13 protein-coding genes and 1 tRNA gene are annotated in these 12,609 nt (G+C 63.9%); 5 read left to right on the top strand and 9 right to left on the bottom strand.

Features of this window, described 5'->3' with window-relative positions; genetic code table 11:
• Nucleotides 1-212: 212 nt before the first annotated feature.
• Entirely contained in the window at nt 213-1,238 is a 1,026-nt protein-coding gene (locus tag EP379_RS15740; RefSeq protein ID WP_127476133.1) for an IS110 family RNA-guided transposase, read from the bottom strand.
• 311 nt (nt 1,239-1,549) lie between these two features.
• Nucleotides 1,550-1,626: transfer RNA gene (locus tag EP379_RS15735), tRNA-Arg, on the bottom strand.
• A gap of 261 nt (nt 1,627-1,887) precedes the next feature.
• Between EP379_RS15735 and EP379_RS15730 the strand changes: the two genes are divergently transcribed.
• Nucleotides 1,888-2,292 (top strand): c-type cytochrome, encoded by a 405-nt coding sequence (locus tag EP379_RS15730; protein WP_127478954.1) that lies wholly within the window; start codon nt 1,888-1,890, stop codon nt 2,290-2,292.
• A gap of 88 nt (nt 2,293-2,380) precedes the next feature.
• On the opposite strand, the gene EP379_RS15725 is transcribed toward EP379_RS15730, so the two are convergent.
• The 7 genes from EP379_RS15725 to gshA all read right to left on the bottom strand — a co-directional run bounded on the left by EP379_RS15725 (nt 2,381) and on the right by gshA (nt 8,924).
• Nucleotides 2,381-3,016: a hypothetical protein gene (locus tag EP379_RS15725; RefSeq protein ID WP_127478678.1), complete on the bottom strand. Its 636-nt coding sequence runs from the start codon at nt 3,014-3,016 to the stop codon at nt 2,381-2,383.
• Nucleotides 3,017-3,056: 40 nt separating this feature from the next.
• Entirely contained in the window at nt 3,057-3,548 is a 492-nt protein-coding gene (locus tag EP379_RS15720; RefSeq protein ID WP_127478677.1) for a Slp family lipoprotein, read from the bottom strand.
• Nucleotides 3,549-3,551: 3 nt separating this feature from the next.
• Nucleotides 3,552-4,073: a Slp family lipoprotein gene (locus tag EP379_RS15715; protein ID WP_127478676.1), complete on the bottom strand. Its 522-nt coding sequence runs from the start codon at nt 4,071-4,073 to the stop codon at nt 3,552-3,554.
• 109 nt (nt 4,074-4,182) lie between these two features.
• Complete coding sequence (locus tag EP379_RS15710; RefSeq protein WP_127478675.1) at nt 4,183-5,496, bottom strand: enoyl ACP reductase FabMG family protein; 1,314 nt, start codon at nt 5,494-5,496, stop codon at nt 4,183-4,185.
• 136 nt (nt 5,497-5,632) lie between these two features.
• Complete coding sequence (locus tag EP379_RS15705; protein ID WP_127478674.1) at nt 5,633-6,319, bottom strand: sensor histidine kinase; 687 nt, start codon at nt 6,317-6,319, stop codon at nt 5,633-5,635.
• A gap of 21 nt (nt 6,320-6,340) precedes the next feature.
• Nucleotides 6,341-7,546, bottom strand: coding sequence for a response regulator (locus EP379_RS15700; protein WP_127478673.1), 1,206 nt, complete (start codon nt 7,544-7,546; stop codon nt 6,341-6,343).
• 85 nt (nt 7,547-7,631) lie between these two features.
• Nucleotides 7,632-8,924 carry a glutamate--cysteine ligase gene (gshA, locus tag EP379_RS15695; RefSeq protein ID WP_127478672.1) on the bottom strand — a complete coding sequence of 431 codons (1,293 nt, stop codon included), beginning with the start codon at nt 8,922-8,924 and terminating at the stop codon, nt 7,632-7,634.
• 165 nt (nt 8,925-9,089) lie between these two features.
• On the opposite strand from gshA, the gene EP379_RS15690 reads away from it, so the two are divergent.
• The 4 genes from EP379_RS15690 (at nt 9,090) to EP379_RS15675 (ending at nt 12,607) form a co-directional block, all read left to right on the top strand.
• Nucleotides 9,090-9,497 carry a response regulator gene (locus EP379_RS15690; protein ID WP_127478671.1) on the top strand — a complete coding sequence of 136 codons (408 nt, stop codon included), beginning with the start codon at nt 9,090-9,092 and terminating at the stop codon, nt 9,495-9,497.
• Nucleotides 9,498-9,571: 74 nt separating this feature from the next.
• Nucleotides 9,572-9,937, top strand: coding sequence for a twitching motility response regulator PilH (gene pilH, locus EP379_RS15685; protein ID WP_127478670.1), 366 nt, complete (start codon nt 9,572-9,574; stop codon nt 9,935-9,937).
• An 8-nt stretch (nt 9,938-9,945) separates the two neighbouring features.
• Complete coding sequence (locus tag EP379_RS15680; RefSeq protein WP_127478669.1) at nt 9,946-10,488, top strand: chemotaxis protein CheW; 543 nt, start codon at nt 9,946-9,948, stop codon at nt 10,486-10,488.
• A gap of 67 nt (nt 10,489-10,555) precedes the next feature.
• On the top strand, nt 10,556-12,607 hold the full coding sequence (locus EP379_RS15675) for a methyl-accepting chemotaxis protein (RefSeq protein WP_127478668.1): 2,052 nt from the start codon (nt 10,556-10,558) through the stop codon (nt 12,605-12,607).
• Nucleotides 12,608-12,609 lie beyond the last annotated feature (2 nt).

The following is a 12,609-nucleotide window of genomic DNA, read 5'->3' as shown; positions in this document are numbered from 1 at the left end:
TATATCCGGCCTGTTGTGCAGGAATAGACCTGCTGGCCCTGATGGAATCCGCTGACCCGCGCCTCATTCTCCTGAAGGACTCGAAGTCCTTACCGCCATACAGGTTTGGCGGGTCACGGTCTGACCTGTTTGCCATCACACTTTATCGACCTTGCGCAACCTTTACGGCGGCCACTCCTTTCTTCAAAGTGGTTGATACACTCGTCAGGCACCTATGCCGGCTGACTGACGAATCCCTTTTGGTACGTCCGTTCATGGGCGAGCATCGCCCAGATCGTTCGCGCCATCTTGTTGGCCAGGGCCACGACCGCGACATTCAGCGGCCGGCGCTGGCGTAATTTCGTGACCCACGGGCCGGGGTCTTTGGCGTGGGTCAGCACGGATCGCGCACCGTGAATCAGCAAGGTGCGCAGGTAGGTGTCACCGCGCTTGCTGATGCCGAGCAGTTTGATGCGCCCACCAGTGCCCACCTGTCGCGGCACCAGGCCGGCGAAGGCGGCGAACTCTCGCCCCGACTTGAAGGCTTTGGCGTCGCCCATGATGGCGACCGCCGCCGTGGCGGTCAGCGGCCCGACACCAGGAATTTCAGCGATTCGCTTGCAAGCTTCGTCTTGCTTGAGCCACAGCTGGATGCGCTGCTCGATGGCGGCGATTTCCCCATCCAGCTTCTCGATGCGCGCCCATTGCTCGCGCAACGTATCGATCACCATTGCCGGCAGCCGGTCTTCCAGTCTGGCCAAAGCCGCAGCAATTCCCTTCCTGACCCCCGCTTTGCCCTGCGGCATCACTTCACCGTATTCGGCGAGCAACCCCCGCAGGCCGTTAATCTGCGCGGTGCGGAACTTGACCAACTGGCTCCTCATGCGGTGCAGCGCCAGGATGGCCTGCTGTTCTTCCGTCTTGATCGCCACCGCCTTGACGTGCGGCTGCTGCACCGCTGTCCAGATCGCCCGCGCGTCCTGCCGGTCGTTCTTGTTGCCGGTGACGAACGGCTTCACCGCCTTGCCTGGCAGGAGCTTGACCTGGTGGCCCAGCGCCGTGAGTTTCCTCGCCCAGTGCTGCGCACCGCCGCAGGCTTCCATCCCAATGAGGCATGGTTGCCGGTTAGCGAAGTGTTCGAGGAACTTCTCGCGCTTGAGCTGCAGGCTCACGATCTCTCCGGTCTCCATGTCGATCCAGTGCAACTGAAATACCCGCTTGGCGATATCCACGCCAACGACCGTTTTGCTACCATTCATTTCGGACCCTCCGGTTTGCCTGTGAAGACCTTCAGTATCTTCCACCTTGGGCACTTCGATGCCGTCGGCCCGTGAGGGTCCACCTTCATCCCACCCACACCGCAAAGCTATCCACGGCGCCGGGCGCCGCAGGTCCCTCCATACCGAAGACGGCCAGCGCGCCGGATAACTCGTGTTCAGCGCTCACGGGGTGGGAGGCGTCCATTCAATTCTCCTGAGCGGTGAGTGGAGCACCAACGTAGCGCTGCGATCCGGTGTGGTCAATACGGTGCAGAAACGAAAAACCCGCCATATGGCGGGTTGAAGAGTTATGGCGCGCCCGAAGGGATTCGAACCCCTGACCTCTGCCTCCGGAGGGCAGCGCTCTATCCAGCTGAGCTACGGGCGCGCGGGACGGCATAGCTTACATGGCAGGCCCGGGCGCGTCCATGGCGGGGTTTCGGCACGGGGTCCTTGCGGCTATACTACGCGGCCAATCTGCGGCCAGTGGCCGGAATAACCAATTAATCAGCAATCAGGCGCCCATGCGGCGTTAATACTTCAAGAGAGCGAGGGAACAGGCGTGAGCCAGAAAACCAATACCTATTTCGGTACTTCCGTGGTGACTCTAGTCGTGGTCGGCGGCCTGGTGGCCCTGATCCTCAACATCATGACCTCCGTGCTCGGCGGCGGCACGGCCAGCGCCGACATGAGCGCGGCGGCGGTCGAGGCCCGTATCAAGCCGGTCGGCAAGCTGAACACCGGCGCACCCATCGCCGTGGCTGCCGCTCCGGCGCCGGCTGCGGCGGCTCCCGCGGCCGCCCGTTCCGGCGATGCCGTATACAACGCCTCCTGCGTGGCCTGCCACGGCACCGGTGCCGCCGGCGCTCCCAAGCTGGGCGACAAGGCCGCCTGGGGTGATCGCATCGCCCAGGGCATGGACACCCTGGTCAAGCACGCCATCTCCGGCTTCCAGGGCAAGAGCGGTGTGATGCCGCCGCGCGGCACCTGCGGTACCTGCTCCGATGGCGAGCTGAAGGCGGCCGTGGAGTACATGGTGTCCAAGGCCAAGTAAAAAGGCCGAGTAGTGAAGTGAAAAGGCCGGGGTGACCCGGCCTTTTTCATTCCTGTACGGCAGCCCGCCGCCTGCGGCTTTGCCCCGCTTACGGCGCTGCCTTGCCAGCGAACTTGCTGCGATAGGACAGCAGCACCGAAGTGCCGCCGATGGCCATTTCACCATTGGACAGCGGGCCGAAATCGGCCTCGAGGAAGAGGCGGCGCACCTCGAGGCCGAGGTGACTCTCTCTAGTGACGGGGAACTCGAGACCGGCGAACAGGCTGACGCCCAGGCCGGTATCACGCTCGTCATGGGTGCCCGGAAAACCGAGCGTGCTGCCGTGGGCACGCATGTTGGCGTAGTACAGGCCGGCGCTGCCACCGGCGTAGAGGTCGACCGCAGCGGTGGCGTAGGCCTGCGCCAGCGTACCCGCGACGCCCACGGTGGTGAGCGTCATGGTGTCGTCGATGACGGTGAAGGGGCCGCCGTAAACGGTGCCGGGAGTGGCGTAATCGGAGAAATGGGCGGTTACCTCAATGCCGTAGCGCAGGCCGCTGTCCTGTCGACGCTCGAAGCCGAGGCCGAGGGCGACGCCGGTGTGCTTGGGTGGCGGTGTCGTGTCCGTGGCCTCGAATTTGCCGATGCGGAAGACATAGCTGTCGTCGCTGGTGGCATGGGCCATAGGGGGCGTGCCGGCCAGGATGCACAGCGCCATGAACGGCGCTCCCGATTTGGCGTACATAGTGTGCTCCCTGTCGTTGCGCACGCCGGCTGTTGTCGTGTCAGCGGCTGAAGATCACGCCGATGCCGAACTGGAATTGCGGCCCGCTGGGGGCGCTGCCATCACGCGGCCACAGATAGATATCGGCCGCCTGGAGCAGTGGAAAGGTGTAGGGCGCGTCGCCGACCTTGCCGGCGACGGTTTGCTCCACGCGGCCGCGGGCGGTGAGACGGCGGCCGGGGGCGTAGTCGACGCTCTCCAGATAGCCGCTGTAGCGGGCGAGAAAGCGGCCCTGCTCGCCACTGCCGGTATCCGGGCGCTGATTGCGGTCCAGCGGATACGCCAACACTTCGATCTCCGTGTAGTCGGTCAGGTTGCGGGTGGCGACGATGACGCCGCCCCAGATGACCTGTGTGCCGAGATGCGTGCCGGGGGCGGCACTCACCTGTGCGGCGGTGAGGTCGGTCGTTGCTGCACGGGTGTCGTAGCGCGGTCCGCCGGCGCAGGCGGTCAGGCCGAGAAGGACGGCGGCAATCAGGAAGGGGCGCAGCATCGCTCAGGGCCAGGGGTAGGGACCGTAGGGATACCACGGTCGGTGATAGGGCGGATAGTAAAACGGATCGGGCTGCGACGGCAGGCGCGGCGGCCAGAGGTGGTGGCCTATGGCGCGCAGTACGGGGTAGCTGTAGCGATATGCGCCGATGTTGCGTTGCTCCACCCCTTCCACGCGGCCGACCACGGACAGTTCCCGGCCGTTGGCATAGACCACCGGATCGAGAAAGCCGCTGATATGGACCAGAAAGCGTCCTTCTGACTGATCCGTTTCCAACGGTCGCCCGTTGCCGCACAGCGGACGTGATACCAGTTCCACCACGCTGTCCGCGGGGCCGTTGTCCACGGCGGTGATGATGCCGCCCCAGCGGACGACGGTGCCCGTGTATTGCTCGGGCGCGACGCGCACCTGATCCGGTCCCGGGCCGTGCTCCGGGGCCTCGCGCAACGGCAGCGGGGTGGGTGCGCAGGCGCCCAGTACGAGTGGCACGAGAGCGAGCAGGAGGCGGCGATGGAGGACATGCATGGCGGTACCATGAGCAATGAATCTGTGCTCAAAGTCTAGCTGCGGGGGAGGGGATTTTCCGCAGCACTGCGCCAGCCCCGCTGCCCGCCCGGGCCGGGGCTGTGGCTGGTCAGTGCAGCCTGGCGAGTTGTTTGGCGATGATGTCGTGGTTGAGCCACAGCACCGGGCCGTGCGGTGCGGCGGCCTCGTGGAACATCAGCGGTCCGGTGCCTTCCAGCACCAGGGAGCTCAGGTGATCGCTGATCAGCACCTTGCGGTCCTTGTGCAGATCCACGATTTCTTCCGACGTTCCTACCATCACCTCGGCCAGCTCGGCGCTGTTGTCCATCGGCCAGGCGGCGAAATCACGGAAGCGGGCGATGGCCGGGTCGTTGTTGTAGCGTTCGATCTTGTCGAGGATGTCCTGCAGTCTGATGCCGTCTTGCAGCAGCGACTGGCAATGTGCCCACTGTTGTTCCGCCCAGGCGCCGCAGCCTTCTTTCTTCAGTGCGTTGAGCAGCGGGAACAGCGACAGTTCCACACCGACGAAGATGTCGCTGGAGTTGGTGCGGATCTCCGGGCAGTTGAACACCGTGGCCTTGACGCCCTGGGACCAGGCCGCTTCGGCGTGGCGTTCCAGGCGCATCTTGGCATATCCCTGGGTGTAGTTGGTGTAGGTCTGCCACTGATAGGTGCCGTTGATGAGGATCTCGGTACCGTGGTAGCCGTAGGCGGTGTAACGGACCTCGCCGCCGGTCTTGCCGATGCGGGCGCGGATGCCGGCGCTCGCCTCGATGAGGTACTGGAAGGTGTTGGCGGTGACCTCGTCGAAGTTCATCAGGATCATCTTGCCCAGGTCGGAATCGAGCAGGGCGCGCGAGGACAGGAAACGCTCGCCGCGCCCCTTGTAGATGCGGTTGGCGATGGCGAGAAACACCTTGGTCTTGGGGATGCCGCCGGCCATGGTGTGGGCGAAGAAGACGTTGGCACCATCGGGAATGGCCTGGTCCAGCTCGGCCATCACCTGGGCCAGGGCGGACTTGAAGCGGGCGACGCCGACCTCGCGGCAGCGTTCGATCTGGGCCCAGTCCAGTTTGGCCTCCTGCCAGTTGGTCAGCTTCAGTTCGGCCAGCAGGGCGGTGGGTGTGGGTGTGCCTTCCGGCGCATCCATGTCGAAGCCCGCCATCAGCGGGATGTTTATGATGCGGCCGCCGAGGCGGGTTTCCGCCTCTTGCAACTCTTCGGTGTTGAGCGGGCGCAGGTGGTCGTTTTCATCACGGCGTCCGACGGTGATGCCGAGGATGGTCATGCCGGCCTTGCGGGCTTCATCGATGAGGCCGTTGGCGTAACCACGGCCGAACAATTCGCCGAACAGGACGAAGACATCACCGCGGCGGAAGATGTTCGCGGTGGGCAGGTCACGGAGTGGCGTGAGTACAGACATTGGAACCCCCGAATTATTGTTGGCCGCGATTATATCAAAAGGACGGCGGCCGAAGCCGGAGAATGCGGCGGATACGGCCTGAAATGGCGGTTTTGTGACCGGTTTGGAACGGGGTCACGCCGCCAGGCGACATGACTCATCCGGGCAGGGCCAGCCGGAAGCGGCCGCCGCCGAGGCTGCCGTCGTTGGACAGTTCGATGTAGCCGTGGCGGTCGCCGCTGTCATGCATCTGGGCGATGAGGCTGCAGAAGTAGAGTCCGAGGCCGGTACGTCCGGCCGTGGGGTCGAGGGGGGTGTCCTTGGCAACGGCGCGGCGGCCGAGCATGGCGGTGGGAAAGCCGGGGCCGTTGTCCTCCACGTCGAGCAGCAGCCAGCCCTCGGTATTTTCTGCGGCGATGCGGATGCAATCACGGGTGTAGCGCACGGTGTTGGTGATGACGTTTTCCAGCACCGCGGCCACCATCGCCCGGTCCAGGGGCCAGTAGAGGTCTTCGGCACAGTCGATATCGCAGCGGATGCCGTGGTGATCCATCATCGGTTTGTTGGCGAGGTAATAGTCTTCCAGTATCTCGTACACCGGGCAGGGACCGATGCGCGGTTGGTACAGCCCCTTGTCGGCACGATACAGCGTGAGCAGTTGCACCAGGTTGTCGTTGACGCGGCGCGCCTCGTATTGCAGGCGGGCGATGTGGGAGGCGTCGCAGCGGCATGCGCCGGTGGCGGGGTCGAGCAGGCCGTCCAGCGAATTGAGCACCATGCCGAGGGCATTCTTGGTGTCGTGAATGCTGATCGCGAGGATGGTGCTGAAATCGATGTGGCTCACGGGTGAGTTTTTCCTGGGAAATCATCCTAGTTGTGCGGCGCGCTTGTCTTCGCCCAGCGCGTGCAGTGCCGCTCCCAACTGCGCGACAACCGCGGCCGGCGGCGGGCCGCCCCGCAGCAGGGTATCGAATTCCTGCAGCAGGCTCGCGCGCTCGGGGCCGGGATGGAAGGCGAGGATATGCAGTTTTGCCGTCAGGGTCCACCAGGGGACCTCCACGTGCAGGCGGAACTCCTGGGCCAGTTTCTTCACGGCGGCCTGGGCATCGCGGTACTCGCCCTTGGCGGCCAGGGTGGCGGTGAAGGCGGCGTGGTAGGCCGGCTGATCCTGCTCCATCTGGCGCGCCAGACTGAGGGCACGACGCCAGGCGCGTTCGGCGATGTCCAGTTGTCGCAGATCTTGCGCCAGCCGCGCGAGGTGCAGTTGGCGCGGCAGTGACTTGGCCGAGCGTTCCACGGCAGTAACCAGCACGCTGAGGGCCTCCTGACGGCGGCCATCCGCTTCCAGCGCCGCGGCAAGGCCGTCGTGGGCGGCCATGTAGGCCGGGGTAAGGGTGATGGCGTCGCGGAACAGCTGTTCCGCTTCTCCGTACTGCTGGCGCTGCAGGGCGATCCGGCCGAGCAGGGTCAGCGCCCAGGCGACCGGCTTGCTGTCCTGTACCTGGCGGCACAGCGTCTCGGCCGCCGTCGCCTCGCCCCCGCTGAACAGCAGCTCGGCCTTGAGACGCAGCAGTTCGGTGCCGTTGGCCGGCCGGCCGGCGAGCAGTTCATCGAGCAGGGCGACGGCACGGGCACGATCGTTCTTGCGCAGGGCGTCGTCCACCGCCTGTAACGGTATCTTGCGCGGCAGGGCGCGGGTCAGGCGCGCGCGCAGCAGGTCCTTGGTGAAGGGCTTGGTGAGGTAGGCGTCGGGCAGGGTTTCCAGGGCGCCCATCACCATCTCGCTGGAGTTTTCCGCGGTGACCATGATGAAGGTGGTGCCGTAGCCGATCAGGCCCTGGGCACGCGCGGTTTCCAGCAGCTGCTGGCCGTCCATGCCGGTGCCGAGGTTGTAGTCGCACAGCACGATGTCGTAGCGCTTGGCGTGCAGGCGCTCCAGCGCCTCCTCGGCCCTACTCGCCGCGTCCACCTCCTGCACGCCGATGGTGATCAGCATCTGGCGCAGGGTCGCACGCATGTTCTGGAAGTCGTCGATGACGAGGGCGGACTTTTTCGCCAGGTCGAGGGTCATGCTTTTTGGTTGTGGCAGGCGGACATGGCACCGATGTTAACAGGTCCGGCATATCCCATGGCACCTCCCTGTGCCGGCGGGCTGTTCACTCCAGGGCGCGAATCTCGCGCGCGGCGGCCAGCAGGGCGAGGCGGGCGATGACGCCGTAGGCGTAGAAGCGATTGACGCCGGCGTCGGGGAATTCGGCGCAATCGGGCATGTTGCAGGGCTCGGCGAAGGCCAGCGGTTCGAAGTGCATGCCGGGGGCGTTGAGGTTTTCATTGGGGCCGCGCCCGGTGTGCACACGGTAGAAGCCGCCCACCACGAAGTGGTCGATCATGTACACCACCGGTTCGGCCACCGCGTTGGCTTCGCCCCAGGTCTCGAAGGTGTAGACACCCTCCTGGATGATCACCTTGCTCACCGCCTGTCCTTCCTTGGTCTTGGACATGTGGGTGCGCTGCTTGCGGTTCAGCTCACGCACCTCGTCCACGCTGTGGGCGGTCATCACCGCCATGCCGTAGGTACCGGACTCGGACTTGATTACCACGAAGGGCGGCTTGTCGATGCCGTACTGGTCGTATTTCCGCCGGATGGCGGACAGCACGGCGTCCACGTTGCGTGCCAGGCAGTCCTCCCCTTCGCGCTTCATGAAGTCGATCTCGCCACAGTTGCGGAACAGCGGGTCGATGAGCCAGGGATCGATCTCCACCATGGCGGCGAACTCCTCCGCCACCTTGCGGTAGTGGCCGAAGTGGCCGGACTTGATGCGGGACGACCAGCCGATGCCCAGCGGCGGTACCACCGCCTGATCCAGATTCTCGAGGATGGCCGGCCGGCCGCCGGACAGGTCGTTGTTCAGCACCACCACGCAGGGGAAGAAATCGTCCAGCCCCACCTTGTCGCCCACGCGCCGCACCGGTTCCAGGGTCACCTTGCGGCCGGAAGGCAGTTTGACCACATGGGGGCCGTTCAGGTCCGGCAGCAGGGAGCCGATGCGGGTCTCGTAGCCGGCGCGGGCGATGAGTTCGCGCAGTGTGGCCAGGCTCTCCAGATAGAACAGGTTGCGGGTATGGTTCTCCGGCACCAGCAGTACGCGGCGGGCGTTCGGGTAGAGACGTTCCAGGGCGGACTGGATGGCCTGGATACACAGGGCCTCGAAGGCGGGGTTGAGGTTGTTGAAGCCGGCGGGAAACAGGTTGGTGTCCACCGGGGCCAGCTTGAAGCCGGCATTGCGCAGGTCCACCGAGGTATAGAAGGGGGCGGGGGTCAGGCGCCATTGCGCGCGGAACCAGGCCTCGATCTCCGCCTGATGGTCAAGCAGATGGGATTCCAGTTGCAGCAGCGGGCCGGTGAGGGCGGTGGTGAGGTGGGGGACGGCGTGCAGGGCAGTAGTCATAGTGGTCCGTGGTTCATCGAGTCAGGCCGGGCAGTGTAGCAGGCGGAACGCAGGGGAAACGTTCGGGTTAATAAGGGCTTGTGGATTGCTTTTAAAGAATATGATAAAAATCTCCGAGCCTGTCAGGGACTATAGAACACAAACTCAAGGCAGATTGGGGGCGAAGTGGCCAGCGACGCAGCAGAAGAAGGCTTCCAGGGACTGAAAGTCCTGGTGATTGACGACAGCAAGACCATCCGGCGTACCGCCGAAACCCTGCTCAAGAAGGAGGGTTGCGACGTTATTACCGCCAACGACGGCTTCGAGGCCTTGTCCAAGATCGCCGATTACAACCCCGATATCATCTTCGTCGACATCATGATGCCGCGCCTGGATGGCTACCAGACCTGCGCCCTGATCAAGCACAACCAGAAATTCCGCAACACCCCCGTCATCATGCTGTCCAGCAAGGATGGGTTGTTCGACCGTGCCCGCGGGCGTATCGTGGGCTCCGAAGAATATCTGACCAAGCCGTTCACCCGGGAAGAACTGCTCGGTGCCATCAAGCGCCATGTGCTTGATGCGGCGAAATAAACAGCAATGGCCAGGCGTGGCGGCGGACGGACCGCCGCAGCCGGCGTAACGCATAGTTAGGCGAGGGGAAAACCATGGCCCGTATTTTGATTGTCGATGACTCTCCCACCGAGATTCACGTCCTGACCGGCATCCTGCAAAAGCACGGCTACGAGGTCGCCACCGCGGCCGATGGCGAAAAGGGTGTCGCCGCCGCCCGCGAGATGAAGCCCGACCTGGTGCTGATGGACGTGGTGATGCCGGGCATGAACGGCTTCCAGGCCACGCGCCAGCTGAGCAAGGACGCCGACACGGCGCACATCCCGGTGATCATCGTCACCACCAAGGATCAGGAAACCGACCGCGTCTGGGGCCTGCGCCAAGGCGCCAAGGATTACGTGACCAAGCCGGTGGCCGAGGCCGAGCTGCTCGCCAAGATCAAGGCGGTGCTGGGCGCCTGAGCAGGACCATGACCGTCCCGTCCCAACACCCCCTCCTGTTGCTGCAAGAGATTGAGCGACGCAGCAAGGCTCACGCCTTCGAACTTCCCCAGCAGCTGGACGTCCGCGTCACTTGGGACGGCGTCGGTTTTCGTGTCGGTAACACACAGTTGGTGGCGGCGGTGGATGAGGTGAAGGAAATCCTGCCGGTGCCGCGCCTGACCTCGGTATTCGGCGCGCAGCGTTGGGTGAGGGGCGTGGCCAACATTCGCGGTACCCTGCTGCCGGTAATGGACCTGCACGGTTTCATCCAGGGTGGCGTGACGCTGCCGGGACGCCGCAGCCGCATCCTGGTGGTGCGCCACAAGGGGATATCCGCCGGGCTGATGGTGGACGAGGTGCTGGGTCTGAAGCATTTCTACGAAGAAGAATTCAGCGCCGAGAGCGGGACGGTGGACCCCGCCTTTGCGCGTTACCTGCGCGGCAGCTATCGCCAGGAAGGTGAAATCTGGCCAGTGTTCAGTATGGCGGCGCTGGTGGACAGTCCCGAATTCATGCAGGTGGCGGCATAGCCGGCTGCACGGTGATTAATGACAACTTCGATTTTCCGCAAGTGTTCGTGGTGTAGGAGCGAGAACAATGAAAGCACGATCCAAAGGGGCCGCTGGTGCGGCAGGGGGCGATAAGTCTGTCTTCATTCTTATCTTCTTCCTGCTTTTCTTCGTGCTGGCCATGGCGGGCATTTACATCTACGTGGCCATTCAGGACGGTTACGACAAGCAGTACATCACCCTGCTGGGTGAGGAGCGCGTGTTGTCCCAGCAGATGACCAAATACGCAGGCCAGACTACGCAGGGTACTGTGGATGTGTTCGCCAAATTGAAAAAGTCCTACGAGCAGTTTGAACACTCCTTCATGCTGCTGAAGGAGGGCGATCCGGAGACCGGCATGCCACCCTCGCCGGTCGAGGTACTCGATGCCCTTGCGGCCATGGAGTCCGAGTGGAACAAGTTTGACAAGAGTATCAATGTCATCCTCGGCCGTGAGCAGGCGGTGCGTGCAATGCGTGAAACGGTGCAGGCGATCAACGAGCGCGCCGCCCAGCTGCTGGCCCTGTCCGACGAAGTGGCTACCCTGATGGCGCAGCGCGGCGCCGAACCCGGTCAGGTGTACATCGCCGCCCGTCAGCTCATGTTGTCGCAGCGTATCGTCAACAACGTCAACCGCGTGCTCGAAGGTGGTGAAGGCGCGGTGACCGCCGCCGACCGTTTCGGCCGTGACGCCGCTCTGTTCGGGCGTGTCATCAAGGGGCTGCTGGACGGCAACCGCGGTCTCGGCATCGAGCGCGTCGCCAACAACGAGATTCGTGCCAAGCTGACGGAAGTGAATGCACTATTTGATGAAATCGGCGCCCAGGTCAGCGCCATCCTCGAGCGCAGTCCGGAGATGTTCGAGGTATCCGAGGCCGTGCAGGAGGTGCTGACCCACTCCGACCGTCTGCTGGATGCCATCTCCCGTCTGGAAATCGCCTACCAGAACTATGCCGCCGGCCGTACCGTCAACACCATGATGGGCAGCCTGTTCGGCGTGGTCGCATTGTTGCTGCTGCTTTATCTCGGTTACTCGCTGCGCAAGGAAGGCATGATCCGTCTGGCGGAAGCCGATGCCCAGCGCAAGGAAAGTGAGGAGCACAACCGTCGTAACCAGCAGGCCATCATGCGTCTGCTGGATGAAATGGGCGACCTCGCCGACGGTGACCTGACCGTGAACGCGACCGTGACCGAGGACATCACCGGCGCCATCGCCGACTCCATGAACTACGCCATCGACGCATTGCGCAACCTGGTAACCGCCATCAACGAAACCGCCAGTCAGGTGTCGGCGGCGGCACAGCAGACCCAGGCCACCGCCATGCACCTCGCCGAGGCCTCCGAGCATCAGGCGCAGCAGATTGCCTCGGCCTCCAGTGCAGTTAACGAAATGGCCATTTCCATCGAAGGTGTGTCGCGCAACGCCGATCAGCTCGCCGAGGAGGCGCAACGCTCGGTGGAAATCGCCGCCAAGGGTACGGCGGCGGTGCAGAAGACCATCGAAGGCATGGACGCCATTCGCGAGCAGATTCAGGAAACCTCGAAGCGTATCAAGCGTCTGGGTGAGTCTTCGCAGGAAATCGGTGACATCGTGGAACTGATTAACGATATCGCCGAGCAGACCAACGTGCTGGCACTGAACGCCGCCATCCAGGCAGCGATGGCCGGTGAAGCGGGCCGCGGCTTCGCGGTGGTTGCGGACGAAGTGCAACGCCTGGCAGAACGCTCCGCCGACGCTACCAAGCAGATTGAGGCCCTGGTTAAGACCATTCAGGCCGATACCAACGAAGCGGTCATTTCCATGGAACAAAGTACCGCGGGCGTGGTGAACGGTGCCCGCCTGGCCGAGGACGCCGGCACCGCACTGGGCGAAATCGAAAACGTGTCGCTGCATCTCGCCGAGCTGGTACAGAGCATTTCCGGCGCCACCCGCCAGCAGGCGGCGGCGGCGGCCAACGTGTCCGACACCATGAACGTCATTCAGGAGATCACCACCCAGACATCGGCCGGTACCACGCATACCGCTGCCGCTATCGGTAATCTGGCCGAACTGGCGAACGATCTGAAGAAATCCGTATCCGGCTTCAAGCTGCCCGGCTAAGA

The sequence above is a fragment of the Sulfurivermis fontis genome, from assembly GCF_004001245.1.
Classification (GTDB): Bacteria; Pseudomonadota; Gammaproteobacteria; order Thiohalomonadales; family Thiohalomonadaceae; genus Sulfurivermis; species Sulfurivermis fontis.
The sequence above is the reverse complement of the archived record's forward strand: the minus strand, read 5'-3'. Positions and strand labels throughout refer to the sequence as shown.

Coding starts and splice junctions, on each gene's coding strand:
- EP379_RS15680 (WP_127478669.1), top strand. CDS start 9,946: ATGACCGTCCCGTCCCAACACCCCCTCCTGTTGCTGCAAGAGATTGAG.
- gshA (WP_127478672.1), bottom strand. CDS start 8,924: ATGACTACTGCCCTGCACGCCGTCCCCCACCTCACCACCGCCCTCACC.
- EP379_RS15700 (WP_127478673.1), bottom strand. CDS start 7,546: ATGACCCTCGACCTGGCGAAAAAGTCCGCCCTCGTCATCGACGACTTC.
- EP379_RS15720 (WP_127478677.1), bottom strand. CDS start 3,548: ATGCTGCGCCCCTTCCTGATTGCCGCCGTCCTTCTCGGCCTGACCGCC.
- EP379_RS15675 (WP_127478668.1), top strand. CDS start 10,556: ATGAAAGCACGATCCAAAGGGGCCGCTGGTGCGGCAGGGGGCGATAAG.
- EP379_RS15740 (WP_127476133.1), bottom strand. CDS start 1,238: ATGAATGGTAGCAAAACGGTCGTTGGCGTGGATATCGCCAAGCGGGTA.
- pilH (WP_127478670.1), top strand. CDS start 9,572: ATGGCCCGTATTTTGATTGTCGATGACTCTCCCACCGAGATTCACGTC.
- EP379_RS15715 (WP_127478676.1), bottom strand. CDS start 4,073: ATGCATGTCCTCCATCGCCGCCTCCTGCTCGCTCTCGTGCCACTCGTA.
- EP379_RS15725 (WP_127478678.1), bottom strand. CDS start 3,016: ATGTACGCCAAATCGGGAGCGCCGTTCATGGCGCTGTGCATCCTGGCC.
- EP379_RS15710 (WP_127478675.1), bottom strand. CDS start 5,496: ATGTCTGTACTCACGCCACTCCGTGACCTGCCCACCGCGAACATCTTC.
- EP379_RS15730 (WP_127478954.1), top strand. CDS start 1,888: ATGACCTCCGTGCTCGGCGGCGGCACGGCCAGCGCCGACATGAGCGCG.